The 18052-nt window shown below is 69.3% G+C and carries 15 protein-coding genes; 10 read left to right on the top strand and 5 right to left on the bottom strand.

Annotation, left to right across the window (positions count from 1 at the left end; translation table 11 throughout):
- The 4 genes from GIY56_RS07410 to GIY56_RS07425 all read right to left on the bottom strand — a co-directional run bounded on the left by GIY56_RS07410 (position 1) and on the right by GIY56_RS07425 (position 5484).
- A complete protein-coding gene (locus GIY56_RS07410) occupies positions 1–2574 on the bottom strand; it encodes a DNA translocase FtsK (protein WP_154764176.1) in 2574 nt (857 codons plus the stop codon).
- 6 nt (positions 2575–2580) lie between these two features.
- Positions 2581–3789 (bottom strand): aminotransferase class I/II-fold pyridoxal phosphate-dependent enzyme, encoded by a 1209-nt coding sequence (locus GIY56_RS07415; protein WP_154764177.1) that lies wholly within the window; start codon positions 3787–3789, stop codon positions 2581–2583.
- A 166-nt stretch (positions 3790–3955) separates the two neighbouring features.
- Complete coding sequence (locus GIY56_RS07420) at positions 3956–5290, bottom strand: amidase (RefSeq protein ID WP_154764178.1); 1335 nt, start codon at positions 5288–5290, stop codon at positions 3956–3958.
- A 2-nt stretch (positions 5291–5292) separates the two neighbouring features.
- Positions 5293–5484 (bottom strand): DUF1674 domain-containing protein, encoded by a 192-nt coding sequence (locus tag GIY56_RS07425; protein WP_154764179.1) that lies wholly within the window; start codon positions 5482–5484, stop codon positions 5293–5295.
- A 92-nt stretch (positions 5485–5576) separates the two neighbouring features.
- Here GIY56_RS07425 and GIY56_RS07430 point away from each other — a divergent pair, with 92 nt between their 5' ends.
- From GIY56_RS07430 to GIY56_RS07475, 10 genes are all read left to right on the top strand, one after another.
- Entirely contained in the window at positions 5577–6818 is a 1242-nt protein-coding gene (locus GIY56_RS07430) for an RsmB/NOP family class I SAM-dependent RNA methyltransferase (protein ID WP_154764180.1), read from the top strand.
- A gap of 185 nt (positions 6819–7003) precedes the next feature.
- Positions 7004–8593: a bifunctional phosphoribosylaminoimidazolecarboxamide formyltransferase/IMP cyclohydrolase gene (gene purH, locus GIY56_RS07435; RefSeq protein WP_154764181.1), complete on the top strand. Its 1590-nt coding sequence runs from the start codon at positions 7004–7006 to the stop codon at positions 8591–8593.
- A gap of 110 nt (positions 8594–8703) precedes the next feature.
- Complete coding sequence (gene lspA, locus GIY56_RS07440) at positions 8704–9228, top strand: signal peptidase II (protein ID WP_154764420.1); 525 nt, start codon at positions 8704–8706, stop codon at positions 9226–9228.
- 31 nt (positions 9229–9259) lie between these two features.
- Complete coding sequence (locus GIY56_RS07445; protein ID WP_154764182.1) at positions 9260–9778, top strand: DUF3035 domain-containing protein; 519 nt, start codon at positions 9260–9262, stop codon at positions 9776–9778.
- The gene (locus tag GIY56_RS07450; protein WP_154764183.1) at positions 9775–10989 is read left to right on the top strand and encodes a cytochrome P450; all 1215 of its coding nucleotides are present in this window, start codon (positions 9775–9777) and stop codon (positions 10987–10989) included. Before GIY56_RS07445 ends, GIY56_RS07450 begins: the two co-directional genes overlap by 4 nt.
- Before the next feature lie 69 nt (positions 10990–11058).
- Positions 11059–12453: a M16 family metallopeptidase gene (locus tag GIY56_RS07455; RefSeq protein WP_154764184.1), complete on the top strand. Its 1395-nt coding sequence runs from the start codon at positions 11059–11061 to the stop codon at positions 12451–12453.
- Complete coding sequence (locus GIY56_RS07460; protein WP_154764185.1) at positions 12450–13769, top strand: M16 family metallopeptidase; 1320 nt, start codon at positions 12450–12452, stop codon at positions 13767–13769. Before GIY56_RS07455 ends, GIY56_RS07460 begins: the two co-directional genes overlap by 4 nt.
- A 127-nt stretch (positions 13770–13896) precedes the next feature.
- Complete coding sequence (gene mutL, locus GIY56_RS07465) at positions 13897–15690, top strand: DNA mismatch repair endonuclease MutL (RefSeq protein WP_154764186.1); 1794 nt, start codon at positions 13897–13899, stop codon at positions 15688–15690.
- Between the two features lie 383 nt (positions 15691–16073).
- Entirely contained in the window at positions 16074–16436 is a 363-nt protein-coding gene (locus GIY56_RS07470) for a hypothetical protein (protein ID WP_154764187.1), read from the top strand.
- Between the two features lie 48 nt (positions 16437–16484).
- Positions 16485–16856, top strand: a complete 372-nt coding sequence (locus GIY56_RS07475; protein WP_154764188.1) for a DUF3775 domain-containing protein — start codon at positions 16485–16487, stop codon at positions 16854–16856.
- Here the strand turns inward: GIY56_RS07475 and GIY56_RS07480 are convergent.
- A complete protein-coding gene (locus tag GIY56_RS07480) occupies positions 16853–18052 on the bottom strand; it encodes a PQQ-dependent sugar dehydrogenase (protein WP_154764189.1) in 1200 nt (399 codons plus the stop codon). The two genes, GIY56_RS07475 and GIY56_RS07480, sit on opposite strands and share 4 nt — an antisense overlap.

Below are 18052 nucleotides of genomic sequence, written 5' to 3' on the forward strand. Positions count from 1 at the left end.
CTACACCTCCGGCACCAGCACCTCTCGCTTACCCACATGGTTCGCCGCCGAGACCACCCCCTGCTCCTCCATCTGCTCGACCAACCGCGCGGCCTTGTTATAACCGATGGCCAGTTTCCTCTGGATATAGCTCGTGGAACACTTGCGGTCCTTGGCGACGATCATCACCGCCTGGTCATACAGCGCGTCGTCCCCGCCGTCGCCGCCAAGGCCCAGCACGGCGTCGATGTCGGAGGCCGCCTCGTCCTCGACCCCCTCGACCACGCCGGACTTGTAGGACGGCGGGCCGAAGGACTTGAGATGCGTCACCACCTCCTCGACCTCCTCGTCGGAAACGAACGGCCCGTGGATGCGGGTGATGCGGGCGCCGTTGCCCATGTACAGCATGTCGCCCTGGCCCAGCAGTTGTTCGGCCCCCTGCTCGCCCAGGATGGTGCGCGAGTCGATCTTGCTTGTCACCTGGAAGGAAATCCGGGTCGGGAAGTTCGCCTTGATCGTGCCGGTGATCACATCGACGGACGGGCGCTGCGTCGCCATGATCAGGTGGATGCCGGACGCGCGCGCCATCTGGGCCAGGCGCTGGATGCAGGCCTCGATTTCCTTGCCCGCGACCATCATCAGGTCGGCCATCTCGTCCACGATCACGACGATATAGGGGAAGGTCTCGGGCTTGAATTCCTCGGTCTCGAACACGGGTTCGCCGGTGTCCTCGTCGAAGCCGGTCTGGACGGTGCGCTTGAACATCTCGTTCTTCGACAGCGCCTCGCGGACGCGGGTGTTGTAGCCCTCGATGTTGCGCACGCCCATCTTGGACATGCGGCGATACCGGTCCTCCATCTCTCCCACGACCCATTTCAGCGCGACGACGGCCTTTTTCGGGTCGGTGACGACGGGGGACAGCAGATGCGGGATGCCGTCATAAACCGACAGTTCCAGCATCTTGGGGTCGATCATGATCAGGCGGCATTCGTCGGGCGTCAGCTTGTAGAGCAGCGACAGGATCATGGTGTTGATCGCCACCGACTTGCCCGACCCGGTGGTCCCCGCGATCAGCAGGTGGGGCATCTTGGCCAGGTTCGCCACGACCGGATCGCCGCCGATGTCCTTGCCAAGCGCCAGCGGCAAGGGCTGCGTGCCGTCGCCAAAGGCTCGGGACGCCAGGATCTCGCGCAGCAGCACCTTTTCGCGCCGGGCGTTGGGCAGTTCGATCCCGATCACGGTGCGGCCCGGCACGGTGCTGACGCGCGCCGACAGCGCCGACATGCTGCGCGCGATGTCGTCGGACAGCCCGATCACGCGCGACGCCTTCAGCCCCGGCGCGGGTTCCAGTTCGTAAAGCGTCACGACCGGGCCGGGACGCACTTCGGTGATCTGGCCCTTGACGCCGTAATCGTCCAGCACCGCCTCCAGCATCCGGGCGTTGTCCATCAGCGCCTCCTCGGACACGGTCGGCTGGTCGCTGGCCGAAGGGGCGGTCAGCAGCGACAAGGGCGGGCGTTCATAGGCGTCCAGCACCTCGTCGAACGTCAGGTCCGCGCTGGTCTCTTCGCGCGCCGGGCGCGCGGGGGCGGGCTTCTTCAGCGGCGGCGTCGCGGCGCGCGGCGTGGCCAGGACCGGATCGGCCTGCGCCTCGCGGGCGTTCTCGCGCGCCAGGCGCGCCGCGACGACGGCCAGGACCGAGGGCTTGGCCCCCCGGGTGCGGATGGCGTCGCTAATGCGCCCGCTGACCTCCTCGGCCGAGGGCGCGTCGCCGTCGTAATCGGCGTCGCGTTCGATCAGCTCGGGTTCGGGCAGGTCTTCCTCAAGCTCGAAGGGCGGGACGACGGGCTTGCGGCGCGCGATGGTGGGCGCGCGGGGCGCCGGTTCCACCGCGGCCCTGCCCTCGCGCCGGGCGGCCAGCCGGGCCTTCAGCCCGGCCGATGCCGCCATGCCCTGCCCGGCCGCGCGCATCCCTAGGTCAAGGGCGGTCAGCAGCCCGATCACGAATCGCTGCCACAGCCCGCGCAGTTCCGACCGCTCGAACCCCAGGACGAAGGCCGCCATGGCCAGCGTGCCCCCCGCGACGACCAGCCCCGCCACGCGAATGCCGATCTGCGCCTTGACCGGCAGCAGGTTCAGCAGCGCGCCCATGATCATGTCGCCGAAATGCCCGCCCAGGCCATAGGTCTGTTCCCACCCCGCCCCCGGCACCAGCGTGCTGCAATAAACCGAGGCCAGCGCCACCGCGATCGGCGTGAACAGCCCCCGCACCACCCGGTCCTCGCCCCGGTGCAGCATGAAGCGGAGGCCCCAGACCCCCGCCGCGACGACCAGCATCCAGGATCCGTATCCCGCGATCATCATCAGGGGCGAGGCAACATAGGCCCCGAAGCTGCCCAGCATGTTCTGCGCGGGTTCGTCGGTGGCGGACAGGAAGGAGGGATCCTCGGCCGACCAGCTGCCCAGCATGGTGGCGATCACGATGCCGATGACGATCAGGCCCGCGCCCAGCAATTCCTTGCCGCGCCGTTCCAGCGCCGCCTGGGTGGACTGGTCGAACAGCGGATCGCGGTGTTTTGCCTGCCAGCTTGCCATCGTCCCCTAGCCCTTCCCGCCGTTCGTTCCATCATACAGCACCGCGCGCAGTCGTTGCAGCGCCGATTCCGTTTGTTCCGCATCCGCGACCAGGGCGACCCGGACAAAGCCCTTGCCCGGGTTGTGCCCATCCACCTCGCGCGAGAGATAGGCCCCCGGCAGCACCTGGACGCCCGCCTGCGCCCACAGGGTCTTGGCCGCCTCCTCGCCGTCAGGGACGGGCAGCCACAGGAAGAACCCGCCCTGGACGGGGCGGTATCCCGGCACATTGCCCAGCACCCGGTCGGCGATGGCGTATTTCCGCTGGTACAGCGCGCGGCTGGCCGCCACATGCGATTCGTCCCGCCAGGCGGCCTCGCTGACGGCCTGGGCGGGCAGCGACAAGGGCGCCCCGGCATAGGCCCGCAGGCGGCGAATCAGGCCGATGTTGGCAAGGCTACCGGCCACGAAGCCCGACCGAAGCCCGGGCAGGTTCGACCGCTTGGACAGGGAATTGAAGATCACCACCCGGTCGGCCAGCCCCATCTGGGTGGCCACCGCCAGCGCGCCTGGCGGCGGGGCATCGCGCCAGATCTCGGAATAGCATTCGTCGGCGAAGACCAGGAAATCGTGCCGGTCCGCCAGGGCGATCAGCCGTTCCAGGTAATCGCGGTCGGCGATGGCCCCCTGCGGGTTGGCGGGCGAGCAGAGATAGGCGATGGCGGTGCGGTCCAGCACTTCGGTTGGAAGCGACGCGTAATCGGGCAGGTTGCCGGTGTCGGGCGTGGCGGGCACGAAGACCGGCTCGGCCTGCACGGCGGCGGCAGCGACCGCATAGACCTGGTAGAAGGGATTCGGGATCAGGATCGCGGGCCGCGCGCCGTTCTTGCGTTCCGGGCACAAGGCAAGCGCTGCGTTGAACAGCCCTTCACGCGTGCCGTTCAGCGCCATGATGCGGTCCGGCGCCACGTCCAGGCCATAGCGCGACCCCAGCCAGCCGCTGATGGCCGACAGCAGCCCCGGCGTGCCGTCGTTCGGCGGATATTTCGCGAATCCGGCGATATTGGCGGCCATCACGGCGGCCACGAAATCGGGCATGGCATGGCGCGGCTCGCCGATGGTCAGGACCGCCGGGGTTTCGCCGTCTTTCAAGCCCGGCTCGATGCCGGACAACAGCGCCCGCAGACGCGGAAACGCATAGTCCGGCAGGTTCGAGAACCGCTCGGGGATCGCCATTCTGCCTCGCTTTCAGGGTCTTCGGCCCCGTTTATCACGGGAAAGACTAGCGTGATCGCGCCCTTGCGTCCAGCGAAAGCCGGGCAGGCAGCCTTTCACCTTCGCGCAAATATCCTCGGGGGGAGTCCCGAAGGGACGGGGGGCAGACAGCCCCCCTCTTGCCACCCTAGCCCACCGCCAAGGCCGCCTCGACCCCCGCCGCGACATGCAGCAGATGCCCGTCCCGGCCCGCGTGCCCCATGACCGAGATCCCGCAGGCCCGGTGCCCCGTGGGCAGCGTGCAGACCGGCAGGCCCAGCAGGTTGCCGATGCGGGTGTTGCGCAAGGTCAGCAGGTTCGCGCGCACGAACTCGTCCCCGTCCGCCATCAGGCGGGCGGCATCGGGGGGCAGGATCGGCACGGTGGGCAGCAGGATCGCGTCATGGCCGGACGCCACCTCCTTGACCCACTTGCGCCGGATGCGCACCAGGCTTTCCCAGGCGGCGACGTAATCGGGGGCGCTGACATCGGCCCCGCTGCGGAAGCGGTCCAGGATCGGCTGCCACATCAGTTCCGGCGCATCCTCGATCTGGGCGCGCCAGATGCCATAGGCCTCGGGCGAAAAAAGCGCGGCCGACAGCGGCATCGCCTTGGCCACCCAGTCCGAGGACAGCCGCGTGATCTGCGCCCCCGCCCGGGCCAGCCGGTCCACCGCATCCTCGAAGGCCGTGACGGGACCTGTCTCGGCCCCCTCGAAGGGCAGGCCGTCCAGCACCATCAGGCGGCGCCCGGCGATGTCCGCCCCGGTCAGGTCGGCGGCCCGCGTTCCCCCCATCAGCGCGAACAGCTCGGCGCAATCCTCGACCGTGCGGGCGATGGGACCCACCACGTCGAACTTGCGGCACAACGGCACCACGCCCTTTTCGGGCAGCGAATCGCGCGTGGGCATGAAGCCCGTCAGGTCGTTCCAGGCCGCGGGCACCCGGATCGAGCCGCCCGTATCCGTTCCGACCGCCGCCGCCGCCAGCCCCAGGGCCACCGACACCGCCGCCCCCGAGGACGACCCGCCCGGCGCAAGGTCGGGGTCCAGGGCGTTCGGCGGCGTGGCCGTGTTCGGGTTCAGCCCCAGGCCGGAAAAGGCCAGCTCCGTCATGTGGGTCTTGCCCAGGCAGATCGTGCCCTGGCGCGCGGCGCGGGCCAGCACGATGGCGTCCTTGCGCGGCACGCGTCCTTCCAGCAGCCGGGATCCGGCCTCGGTCACGGTGCCGCCGCTGTCGATGTTGTCCTTCCAGCTGATCGGCACGCCGTCCAGCAGCCCGCGGCGCTGCTCCAGCTTGGCGCGGTCATGGGCGGCCACGGCCTCGGACCGGGCGCGCGTGGCCGTCACGCGGGCATAGATGCGCTCGGCGTCGGGATGGGCCTTGATGGCGGCCAGATAGGCCTCGGTCTGGTCGATGGGGTCCAGAAGCCCCGCCATAATCGCGCGCCCCTGCTGGGCGGCCGAGGCGCGCAGCCAGTCCATGCTCAGAAATCCACCGCGAGGCCGTTCTTTTCGTAATCGCCGAAGCGGACGGGTTCCGGCCCGTCGCGGCCGCCATATTCCGGGGGCAGGGGCTGCGCGGCAGCAGCGGCCTTGCGGCGCTCGGCGGCCTCGGCCAGGGCGCGGATCGCCTCGGGCGGCAGGGGGGCCTGGTCTTTGTGCGAAAGCTCGCTCATGGAAACCTCCTTCAAGAGGGCGTATGGGACGCCATCAGTCTTCCGACAAGACATAGGCAAAGGAAAGCGATTTGGCAAAGCAGGGCTTGGATATGGCGCGTTCGGGGGCACTGCGCCTGCTGGCGGGCGTGCGGGACGGGCTGTCCCTGTCGGACCAGGCGGGCGCGCTGAAGGCCCTGCCCCCCGCCGACCAGGCCCGCGCCGGACGCCTTGCCGCCGAAGTCCTGCGCCACCAGTCCCGCGCGGATGCGGTGATCGGGGCTTATGTCAGCCGCAAGCCCACGCCCCAGGTGGCCGACGTGCTGCGGCTGGCCGTGGTCGAGATGCTGCACCTGAACGGCGCGGCCCATGGTGTCGTCGATGCAGCGGTCAACCTGACCCGCAGCCTGGGCAAGAAGGGCCAGGCCGCGTCCGGCATGGTCAACGCGGTGCTGCGCAAGGCGGCAGGACATCAGGGGTGGCCCGGCCTGCCCCCGCAGCCGATGCCCGACTGGCTGCGCGGCCCCGTCGCCGCCGCCCATGGCGAGGCGGCAGCGCAAGCCATCGAGGCCGCGCATGGGGCGGGCGCGCCGCTGGACCTGACGCCCAAGCCGGGCGCTTCGGTCGAGGGCGCGGATCCGCTGCCGACCGGCTCCCTGCGCCTCCACGGCCCGGCCCAGGTCTCCGCCTTGCCAGGTTACACGGATGGCGACTGGTGGGTCCAGGACGCCGCCGCCGCCCTGCCCGCCCGCCTGCTGGATCCGCGTCCCGGGGAACGAATCGCGGACCTGTGCGCCGCGCCCGGCGGCAAGACCCTGCAACTGGCAGCCGCAGGCGCGCAGGTGACGGCGGTGGACATCAGCCCCGCCCGCCTGCGCCGCGTGGCCGAGAACCTGACCCGCTGCGGCCTGTCCGCCGAACTGGTCGCGGCGGACGCGCTCGACTGGCGCTCTGATGCGCCCCTGGATGCGGTCCTGCTGGACGCGCCCTGCTCGGCCACCGGCACCATCCGCCGCCACCCCGACCTGCCCTTCCTGCGCGACGGATCGGGCATCCCCGCGCTGATCGACCTGCAAGCGCGCCTGATCGACCACGCCCTGTCCCTGATCCCGCCCGGCGGGCGCATGGTCTATGCCGTCTGCTCGCTTCTGCCCGACGAGGGCGAGACGCAGGTCGCCGCCGCCCTGGCCCGCCATCCGGGGCTGACAGTGGAAACGCCTGTCCTGCCCGGCACCGATCCCTCCTGGATCACCCCCGAAGGCGGCTTGCGCACGCGTCCCGACTATTGGCCGGACCGGGGCGGCATGGACGGCTTCTTCATGGCGCGGCTGCGCAAGGCGGGCGGGGGCGGCTGAGGGGCGCTGCCCCTCTTGGCCTGCGGCCAATTCACCCCGGGATATTTGGGTGAAGAAGAAATCGCTGCGGTTCTTCTTCACTCAAATATCCCGCGGGGGTCCGGGGGGCGAAGCGCCCCCGGCTTCGCCACTGGACCTTCGGCCCGCATGACGCTAAGCGACCGCAAACAGATGCCGAGGCCCCCATGTCCCGTCCCGTGCCGATCCGACGCGCGCTGATTTCCGTTTCCGACAAGACCGGGCTGATCGACTTCGCCCGCAAGCTGGACGCGCGGGGGATCGAGATCCTGTCCACCGGCGGCAGCGCGAAATCCCTGCGCGAGGCCGGGCTGACGGTGGTGGACGTGGCCGACGTGACGGGCTTCCCCGAGATGATGGACGGCCGCGTCAAGACGCTGCACCCCGCGGTCCACGGGGGCCTCTTGGCCCTGCGCGACAACGCCGAACACCTGGCCGCGATGGAGGCGCACGGCATCGGTCCCATCGACCTCTTGGTCGTGAACCTTTATCCCTTCGAGGAAACGGTCGCCAAGGGCGCCGGGTACGACGACTGCATCGAGAACATCGACATCGGCGGCCCGGCGATGATCCGGGCGGCGGCCAAGAACCATGGCTTCGTCACCGTGATCGTGGACGTGCAGGATTACGACGCCCTGCTGGCGGAACTGGATGCCAACGACGACCGCACCACCCTGGCCTTCCGCCAGCGCCAGGCGCAGATCGCCTATGCGCGCACCGCCGCCTATGACGCCGCCGTCAGCACCTGGCTGGCAGGCGCCATTGGCGAGGACACGCCCCGCCGCCGCGCCTTCGCGGGCACCTTGGCGCAGCCCCTGCGCTATGGCGAGAACCCGCACCAGCAGGCGGCCTTCTATGTCACGGGCGACAACCGCCCCGGCGTCGCCACGGCGAAACAGTGGCAGGGCAAGGAACTGTCCTACAACAACATCAACGACACCGACGCGGCCTTCGAGCTGGTGGCCGAATTCGACCCGGCCCAAGGCCCCGCCTGCGCGATCATCAAGCACGCCAATCCCTGCGGCGTGGCGCGGGGCGAGACGGCGCTGGACGCCTACAAGCGGGCCTTCGACTGCGACCGCACCTCGGCTTTCGGGGGCATCATCGCGCTGAATCAGACCCTGGACGGCCCTACCGCCGAGGAGATCGCCAAGATCTTCACCGAGGTCGTGATCGCCCCCGACGCCGACGAGGACGCCAGGCGCATTTTCGCCGCCAAGAAGAACCTGCGCCTGCTGACCACCGGCGGGCTGCCCGATCCGCGCGCGGCGGGCCTTGCCTTCCGGCAGGTCGCGGGCGGGTTCCTGGTCCAGGGCCGCGACAACGGCCATGTGGGCCTGTCGGACCTGAAGGTCGTGAGCGACCGCCAGCCGTCCGAGGCCGAACTGGCCGACATGCTGTTCGCCTGGACCGTCGCCAAGCACGTGAAATCCAACGCCATCGTCTATGCCAGAGACATGGCCACCGTCGGCATCGGCGCGGGCCAGATGAGCCGCGTGGACAGCACCCGCATCGGCCGCCGCAAGTCCGAGGACATGGCCGAGGCGCTTGGCCTGCCCCAACCTCTGACGGTCGGCGCGGTTGTCGCATCCGACGCCTTCTTCCCCTTTGCCGACGGCATCGAGGCCCTGGCCGAGGCCGGTGCCCGCGCCGTCATCCAGCCCGGCGGCTCCATGCGCGACGACGAGGTGATCGCGACCGCGAACCGCCTGGGCTTGGCCATGGTCTTCACCGGCCAGCGGCATTTCCGGCACTGATGCAGCACGAACTGCCCCTGGATCCGCCGCCCCCCGCGCCCCCTCACCCGGTGCCCAGGGCACGGCGTCCGCGCGCGCCGAAAAGGCCCGTGCCCCCGGCCCGCACGGACATGCGGCTGGCGGCCTGGACGGCGGGGCTGGTCTTCGTGCTGGACCAGGCGCTGAAATACTGGGTGGTCCATGTGCTGCAATTGGACCGCGTGCGCGAGATCGACGTTCTGCCGCCCTGGCTGAACCTGCGCATGGCCTGGAACCAGGGCGTGAACTTCGGGCTGATGGCTTCGGACACCGATGTCACGAAATGGATCCTGATCGCGGTCGCGCTTGTCATCGTGGCCTGGGTCTGGATCTGGATCTGGCGGTCCGATGCCGGGCGCTTTGCCCGGGCGGCGGCGGGGCTGCTGATCGGCGGCGCGCTTGGCAACGTGATCGACCGGCTGCTGTATGGGGCGGTCGCGGATTTCCTGAACATGTCGCTGCCGGGCTGGCAGAACCCCTACAGCTTCAACGTGGCCGACATCGCGATCTTCGCGGGGGCCATCGGGCTGGTGCTGGTGCCGCAGAAAAGGGAACCCGCGACGCCCGTCCGCAAGGGGCGCGACAAGCCCCGTGACGGGGCGGGCAAATCCGGCTAGAACGGGCCGCAAGAACCGAAGGGACAGGGACATGCAGGCATTCGTCAAGGGCATCGCGGTTGCGGCCGTCATGGGGCTTTCCGCCTGCGGCAGCAACCAGCTGATGAACATCGAGACCGGCCAGAACAGCCCGGACGAATTCGCCATCCTGCCGACCCGGCCCCTGTCCATGCCCCCCGACCTGGCGCTGCTGCCCACGCCCACGCCGGGCGGGGCCAACATCACCGATCCCAACCCGAATGCCGATGCCGTGGCGGCGCTTGGCGGCAATCCCGCCAGCCTGGCGGACCAGGGCATCGCCGCCGCTGACGGCGCGCTGGTGGCCCATGCCACGCGGCGCGGCAGCGACCCGGCCATCCGCCAGACGCTGGCCCAGGCCGATGTCGAATGGCGGTCCCGCAACAAGCGCCGTCCGCTGGAGGCGCTGTTCGGCACCACCGTCTATCAGCGCGCCTATCGCCCCATGGCGCTTGACGGGCAGACCGAGCAGCAACGCTGGCAGCGCGCGGGCGCCATCACCCAGACCTCGCCCGCCCCCATCGAGGAATGACCGGAGGCTTCGACTCCGCCCATCCCGGTTTCGGCGCGAATCCCTGGCCTGCCTATGCCCGGTTGCGGGCCATGTCGGGCCTGCCGCCCTGGCAGGGCTTTCATCTGGCATCCCGCTTTGACGACGTGCGGGCGATTGCCTCGGACCGCCGGATGGTGCGGGGGACGGCGATTTTCGGCCCTGACATGCGCCGCCGGATGCAGGTGGCCGAGAATTTCCATGACATGCCGTTCCACGAACGCTTCGTGCAGACCTCGATGCTGGAACGGGACGGGCCGGACCACGACCGGCTGCGGCGCGCGGTGTTTCCGTTCTTCACCAAATCCCGGCTGGAAAGCCTGCGCCTCTTCGTCACCGGTTGGGTCGAGGCCGCGCTGGACCGGCTGGTCCCGCAGGGCCGCTTCGATTTCATCGCCGATCTGGCGGCGCATCTGCCGGGGCAGGTGATCGGCCACCTGATCGGCACCGACCCCGCGCTTGCCCCCCGGATCACCCAATGGTCCGAGGATACGGTCAGCTATTTCGACGTGAGCCGCCGCACGCCCGCCCGCAAGGCGCAGGCCGAGGATGCGGTGCGCCTGTTCCACGACGCGCTGCAAGCCCTCCATGCCGCGCGCAAGGCTCGTCCCCGCGACGACCTGATGTCGGCGATGATCGGGGCCGAGGGGGCTGGCCTGCTGAGCCATGACGAGCTGATCGCCACGATCATGCAGATCCTGCACGCGGGGCACGGATCGACCATCGACGCGATGGGCAGCGGGCTGCATGCGTTGCTGACGCACCCGGATCAGATGGCCCGGCTGCGCGCCGATCCCGGCCTGATGCCCACGGCGGTGCAGGAGATGTTCCGCTTTGCCCCGCCGCTGGTCTTCTTCCACCGCCATGCCAGCGAAGACCTGACAATCGCCGGGCAAGACTGGCCCAAGGGGACCAGGTTCGGCCTGCTCTACGCCAGCGCCAACCGCGACCCCGAGGCCTTCCCCGAACCCGACCGCTTCGATGTCGCGCGCAGGCCCAACCTGCACCTGGCTTTCGGCGCGGGGCCGCATGTCTGCCTGGGCAACACCCTCGCCCGGCTGAACATGGAGGTGCTGTTCTCGCGCCTTCTGGCCCGCACGCGCCGCATCGAAGCCGCCGGTCCCGTGGCCTGGAAGACCGGCCTTCAGGCGCATGGTCCCCTGTCCCTGCCCATCACTGTCGCGACACATTAGCGTGTGACCCGTTGCGCCCGCCGCGCGCTTTGGCCAGATTTCCGCCAAGCCCAAGGAGGTTTCGTCCCCATGCACCGCCCGACCCTGCCTGCCCTGCTGGCCCTGACCCTGGGCGCCGCGCCCGCCTTGGCCGAGATGCCCGAGGGGATCACCCACTTCACCCTGCCCAACGGCCTGGAAACCGTGGTGATCGAGGATCACCGCGCCCCGGTCGTCGTCCAGATGGTCTGGTACAAGATCGGCTCGGCCGACGAACGGCCCGGCAAGTCGGGGATCGCGCATTACCTGGAACATCTGATGTTCAAGGGCACCGACACGCTGGAACCGGGCGAGCTGTCCAAGACCGTGACCGCCAATGGCGGCATGGACAACGCCTTCACCAGTTACGACTACACCGCCTATTTCCAGCGCATCGCGGCCGACCGCCTGCCCCTGGTCATGGAGATGGAGGCCGACCGCATGGCCAACCTCCGCATCGGTGAGGATGACTGGCAGGCCGAACGCCAGGTTGTGCTGGAGGAACGGGCGCAGCGCGTGGACAGCGACCCTGCGTCGCTCTTCGCCGAGGAACGCAACGCCACGCTGTTCTACAACCACCCCTATGGCCGCCCCGTGATCGGCTGGCGCGCCGAGATGGAGGGGCTGACCCGCGACGACGCGCTGGCCTGGTATGACGACCATTATTCCCCGAACGAGGCGATCCTGATCCTGGCGGGCGACGTGACCCCCGAACGCGCGCGCGAACTGGCCGAGCAATACTATGGTCCCATCCCCGCCAAGGGCGAGGCCGAAGCCCGCATCCGCCCGCAGGAACCCGTCCAGCGGTCGCCCAGGCGGATGGAGATGTCCGATCCCCGCGTCCCCCAGCCGGTGATGACGCGCAGCTATGTCGCGCCCGAACGCAACCCCGGCGACCAGACGGACGCCGCCGCCCTGACGGTGCTGGCGGAACTGCTGGGCGGGTCCATGCAGACCTCGGTCCTGGGGCGCGAACTGGCGCTGACGGGCAAGGCCTTGTGGGTGAACGCGGGCTATGACGGCTTTTCCGTCGATCCGACGAGCTTCGGGATTTCCCTCGTCCCCGCCGACGGCATGACGCCCGCCGAGGCCGAGGCCGAACTGGACCGCGTCCTGGCGCGGTTCCTGGAAACCGGGCCGGACCCCGCCGATCTGGACCGCGTGAAGACGCAGATCGAGGCCGCGCGGGTCTATACGCTCGATTCCGCGCATGGCCGGGCTTACGATTACGGGCAGGGGCTGGCGACCGGGCTGTCGGTTCAGGACGTGACCGACTGGCCCGACATCCTGGCTGCCGTCACGGCAGCCGACGTGATGGACGCCGCCCGGCAGGTGCTGGGCAGCGAGGCCACCGTCACCGGCTGGCTGCTGCCCGCCCCCGCGGAGGCCGCGCCTGCCACGGCCCCTGCCCCGACCAACACCCCCAAGCCCGAGGTGCAAGGATGATCCGCGCAGCCATCACCCTGTTCTTCGCCGTCCTGGCGGTTCCGGCCCATGCCATCGACATCCGGGAAGTCACCTCGCCCGGCGGGATCAAGGCCTGGCTGGTCCCCGACGACACCATCCCCTTTGTCGCGTTGGAATTCGCCTTCAAGGGCGGCGCCAGCCTGGACCAGCCCGACAAGCGCGGCGCCATCAACCTGATGACCGGCACGCTGGAGGAAGGCGCGGGCACGCGTGACTCGGTGGCCTTTGCCCAGGCGGTCGAGGATCTGGGCGCGCAGTTTTCCTTTGACGTGGGCGACGATTCGCTGTCGGTCGGAATGCGCGCCTTGTCCGAAAACCGGGATGAAGCCGCGGCCCTGCTGGCCGAGGCGCTGACGCAGCCCCGCTTCGACGATGCCGCCGTGGAACGCGTGCGCGCGCAGATCCAATCCATCATCCGGTCCGAGGCGACGGACCCGCAAGCCATCGCCGCCACCGAGATGTCGCGCCAGGCCTGGGGGGATCACCCTTATGCGACCTCGATCAACGGCACGCTGGAGTCGGTGGCGTCGCTTACCCGGCAGGATCTGGTCGCGGCGAAGAACCGCGTGCTGGCCCGCGACCGGGTGGTGGTGGGGGCTGCGGGCGACATCTCGCCCGAGGAACTGGGCCTGCTGCTGGATCAGGTGCTGGGCGGGTTGCCCGAACAGGGCACCGCGCCGCTGCCGGAACCGGCGCGGTTGCAACTGACCGGCGGCGTCACGGTGATCGACTGGGACAGCCCGCAGACCGTCGTCAGCTTCGCCGGACCGGGGCTGCCCATCGACGATCCCGATTACTTCGCGGCCTATGTCGCCAACCACATTCTGGGCGGCGGCGGCTTCAGTTCCCGCTTGATGGAGGAGATCCGCGAAAAGCGCGGGCTGACCTATGGCGTGGGCACCACGCTGGCGACAGGCGTCTATGGCCAGACCTGGCAGGGCGGCATGGCGGGGTCGAACGCCACCACCGGCCAGGCCGTCGATCTGATTCGCCAGGAATGGGACCGCATGGCCCAGGGCGTGACGGACAGGGAATTGACCGACGCCAAGACCTATCTGACGGGCGAATACCCCCTGCGCTTCGACGGCAACGGCAAGATCGCGGGCATCCTGGCCGGGATGCAGCTGATCGGCTTTCCCATCGACTATGTGAACACCCGCAACGCCAAGGTCGAGGCGGTCACGGCCGAGGACGTGAAGCGCGTGGCCGGCCGGCTGCTGGACGCGGACAGCCTGCGCTTCGTGCTGGTGGGTCGGCCCGAGGGGATCGCCGCAACGGAGGACGTGGTGAATTGATCCGACGCTTGTAGCGGGGGCTTCGCGCCCCCGCACCCCCGCGGGATATTTGGACCAAGGCAAAGAGCCGAGAGTCCGGGAAGGGAATCGCTGGTTCCATCACCCCGCCCCTGCTAGATTTGGGTCCATGAACACCCACGCCCCCCATATCCGGCCCGTCATCCGGCAGTTGGACGAGGCCACCGCCAACCGCATCGCGGCGGGCGAGGTGGTGGAGCGGCCTGCCTCGGCGGTCAAGGAACTGGTGGAAAACGCGCTGGACGCCGGGGCCACCCGCATCGACATCGCCATCGAGGACGGCGGCAGGCGGCTGATCCGGGTTTGCGACGACGGCTGCGGCATGGCGCCGGACGACCTGCCCCTGGCCTTGTCGCGCCACGCCACCAGCAAGATCGACGGCTCGGACCTGCTGGCGATCCGGTCCTTCGGCTTCCGGGGCGAGGCGCTGCCCTCGCTGGGCGCGGTGGGGCGGCTGACCATCACCTCGCGGGCGCGCGGCGGCGACGGCGCGGCGATCGCGGTCGAAGGGGGCAGGGTCACGCCCGCGCGCCCCGCCGCCGCCAATCCCGGCACGATCGTGGAACTCCGCGACCTGTTCTTCGCCACCCCCGCCCGGCTCAAGTTCCTGCGCGGCGACCGGGCCGAGACGATGGCGGTCGCCGAATGCGTCCGCCGCCTGGCCATGGCGGAACCCTTTGTCGGCTTCACGCTGACCGCGGACGGCAAGGACATCTTCCGCGCGGATGCCGAACAGGGGGAATTATTCGACGCGCTGCAGATCCGCCTGTCGCGCGTCATGGGCCGCGACTTCATCGACAACGCGATCCCCGTGGATGCCGAACGCGACGGGCTGCGGCTTTCCGGCTTTGCCGCGCTGCCGACCTATTCGCGCGGCGCGGCGGTGGCGCAGCATGTCTACGTGAACGGCAGGCCCGTGCGCGACAAGCTGCTGACCGGCGCGCTGCGGGCGGGATACATGGACGTGCTGGCATCCGGGCGGCATCCGGCGGCGGTGCTGTATCTGGCCTGCGACCCGCAGCTTGTGGACGTGAACGTCCACCCCGCCAAGGCCGAGGTGCGCTTCCGCGACCCCCACGGCGCGCGCGGGTTGCTGGTCAGCGCCTTGCGGCACGGGCTGGCGGGTGCCGGGCATCGTGCGTCAACGACCGTGGGCGATGCAACGCTGGCGGCGTTTACTGCCGAACCGGCGCCGCACGCCTGGCAGAGGGACCATCGCCCCTCGGCCCCAGCGATCCGTGCGGGGCTGGATTTGCAAGCCCCCGCCATGGGCTTTGCCGAAGCGCCCTCGGCCCGCGCCGAGGATCCGGTTGCAGTGTCCCCCGACGCCCCCCTGGGCGCGGCCCGGGCGCAGATCCACGAGAACTACATCATCGCGCAGACCGAAGACGGGCTGGTGATCGTCGATGCCCACGCCGCCCACGAGCGGCTGGTCTATGAACGGCTGAAGGCGCAGGCGGCGGCCACCGGTATCGCCCGCCAAGCCTTGCTGATCCCCGAGATCGTGGACCTGCCCGACGCCGACGCCGCGCGCATCCTGGCCGTCGCGGAGGATCTGGCCGATCTGGGCCTGGTGATCGAACCCTTCGGCGGCGGCGCGGTCGCGGTGCGCGAAACCCCCGCCATGCTGCCCCGGCTGGACGTGCCCGCCCTGATCCGCGACATCCTGGACGATCTGGCGGACCAGGGCGCGTCCGACCGGCTGCGGGGTCGGCTGGATGCGGTGCTGTCGTCCATGGCCTGCCACGGGTCGGTCCGGTCCGGGCGGCGCATGGGGGCCGAGGAAATGAACGCCCTGCTGCGCGAGATGGAGCGCACCCCCAAGTCCGGCCAGTGCAACCACGGCCGCCCGACCTGGGTCAAGCTGCGCCTGTCCGACATCGAGCGGCTGTTCGGGCGTTAAGGATGCCCGCAATCATCCCGCCGCAAGACGAACGGAAAACCTCCATAATGTTGCCCGCCGGGATCCGGATGTCTGCCGCAACAGGCAGGCCTGGATCCTACGATGCGGTTCAGCAAGGCGCGGCAGGCGATCATGATGGCAATGCTTGGTTCGACCTGCGCTGCCGGATGGAGGATGCAGGCTATATACAGACATCTTCTGCCTATTGGCGCGACGGAGCATGGCACTGCCGATTCAAGCCCGCGCCCTACCGCACAAGCGTGTTGCGAAAGTTGAGGCCAGCCTTTTGATGGTTCCGCAATTGGACGACACCACCCAAGGGTTCGCCACGCGAGAATGCGCCTCGGTTTGATGCAGAGTTTTTCGGCAACTGGATCCGCCGATTGACGGCACTTGGGGTCTTTTCCACGATTTTCGCTGGTCTGGTGCAAGCCAGGGTCAAGCTGGAGGAACTGAAGGCAATCGACCCGGCAGCTTGGAGTGCCGAACAAGGCGCCCAGCGATTGCTGAGCGTGATCGCGATTGCCGAAGGGGTGGTTACATGCCTTCTGTTCGCGATCGCGGTCGATCTTGCATATTATACGGCACGCCGCCTGTATCGTGTAACGGGTTGGAATGTTGCAGGGCTGACCACATTCTTTCTGATTGTGTTTTTCTTGTGTGGGGTGGGGGTCTTCATCATTGCCGAAAGCGCGCGCCAGATCATCGCGGAACTGAATGCGCAAACCCAAGCGCCATCCGATTGACCCCCGCCCGCAACGGCGCGACAGTCGGCCCAGTCAAGGAGCCGTGCCATGCTGCAGATCAGTCCCGAAAAGATCGCCCATATCATCATCCGCGCGCGCGAATACGACAGCGGCGTCAACCCTTGGGCGCATTCCGGCGGCAGGCGGCAGCATGGCGTGCGGTCCGAGTTGCACGATTTCATCGCCAACCTGAACGAGGATGAACAGGCCAGCCTGGTCGCCGTCATGTGGATCGGCCGCGACAGCTTCGATCCCGAGGAACTGGAGGAAGCCATCGAGACCGCGCGGGCAGAACGCACCACCCCGACCGAGGACTACCTGATGGGAGAGCCGCGCCTGGCCGACCTGCTGGAGGCGGGGCTGGACGCGCTCGGCATCTCGCCCGAGGATGCCGAGGATGATCTGTCGCGGCCGGTCTAGGACTGGTCCCCGGCAGGCGTCACGCGGATCAGCTTGCCGTTGTCGTCGTCCGTCAGCAGCATGATCGCGCCGTCGCGGGCGACCTCGACCTCTCGGACCCGGCCGATGCCTTGCAGGTGGCGCGCCTCGCCCGTCACGCGGTCGCCGTCCATCTCCAGCCGCACCAGGGCCTGCGCCTTCAGCCCGCCGATCAGCAGGTCGCCCTGCCAGTCGGGGAACATCGCGCCGTCGTAAAAGGTCATCTGGCCCGGCGCGATCACCGGATCCCAGTAATAGACCGGCTGTTCGGTCCCTTCCAGCTGGGTGATCCCCTCGCCGATGGGCTTGCCGCTGTAGTCGATGCCATAGGTCACACGCGGCCAGCCATAGTTACGGCCCGCCTGCGGGCGGTTCAATTCGTCCCCGCCCTTGGGACCGTGCTCGATGGTCCAGAGCCGCCCCTGGCCGTCCAGCGCCGCGCCCTGGACGTTGCGGTGGCCCCAGGACCAGATCTCGGGCAGGGCCTCGGCCACGCCGGGATCGCCCAGGGGCGCGCCGGTGTCGGGGTCGATGCGGACGATCTTGCCCAGGGTGGTGGTGACGTTCTGCGACAAGACCCGCGAATCCGGGTTCGAGCGTTCGCCGGTCGTCACGAACAGCCCGCCCTGCCCGTCATGGATCAGGACCGAGCCGTAATGCTTGGTCGATTTCCAGGCGGGCTGCTGCTGCCAGATGACCTTCGTGCCCTCCAGCGTGCCGCCATCGGCGGACAGGGTGCCGGTGGCGACGGCGGTCGCGGTCTTGCCGCCTTCGCGCGGTTGGGAAAAGCTGATCCAGACGCGCCGGGTCTGGGCAAAATCGTCGGCGACAGTCACGTCCAGCAGCCCGCCCTGGTCGCGGGTGTCGATGTCCGGCAGCCCGCCGATCGGGTCGGACAGCGCGCCGTCCGCGCCCACCAGGCGCAGGTTGCCCGCCCGTTCCGTCACCAGCCAGGCCCCGTCCGGCAGTTCGGCCAGGCCCCAGGGGTGGTCCAGCCCCTCGGCGATCACCGTCTGGTTCAGCGCCACGTCACCCGCCAGGACCGGGGCACGGGTCTGGTTTTCAAAGGCGGGCTGCTGGTCGGGCGCGTTCGGGGCTGCCGCGTTGAAGTCCTGGGCCAGGGCGGTTCCGGCCAGCAGGCTTACCGAAGCCGCGAGGGTCGTCAGTCGAGTGAACAT

The sequence above is a fragment of the Paracoccus lichenicola genome, assembly GCF_009708075.1.
Taxonomy (GTDB): Bacteria; Pseudomonadota; Alphaproteobacteria; order Rhodobacterales; family Rhodobacteraceae; genus Paracoccus; species Paracoccus lichenicola.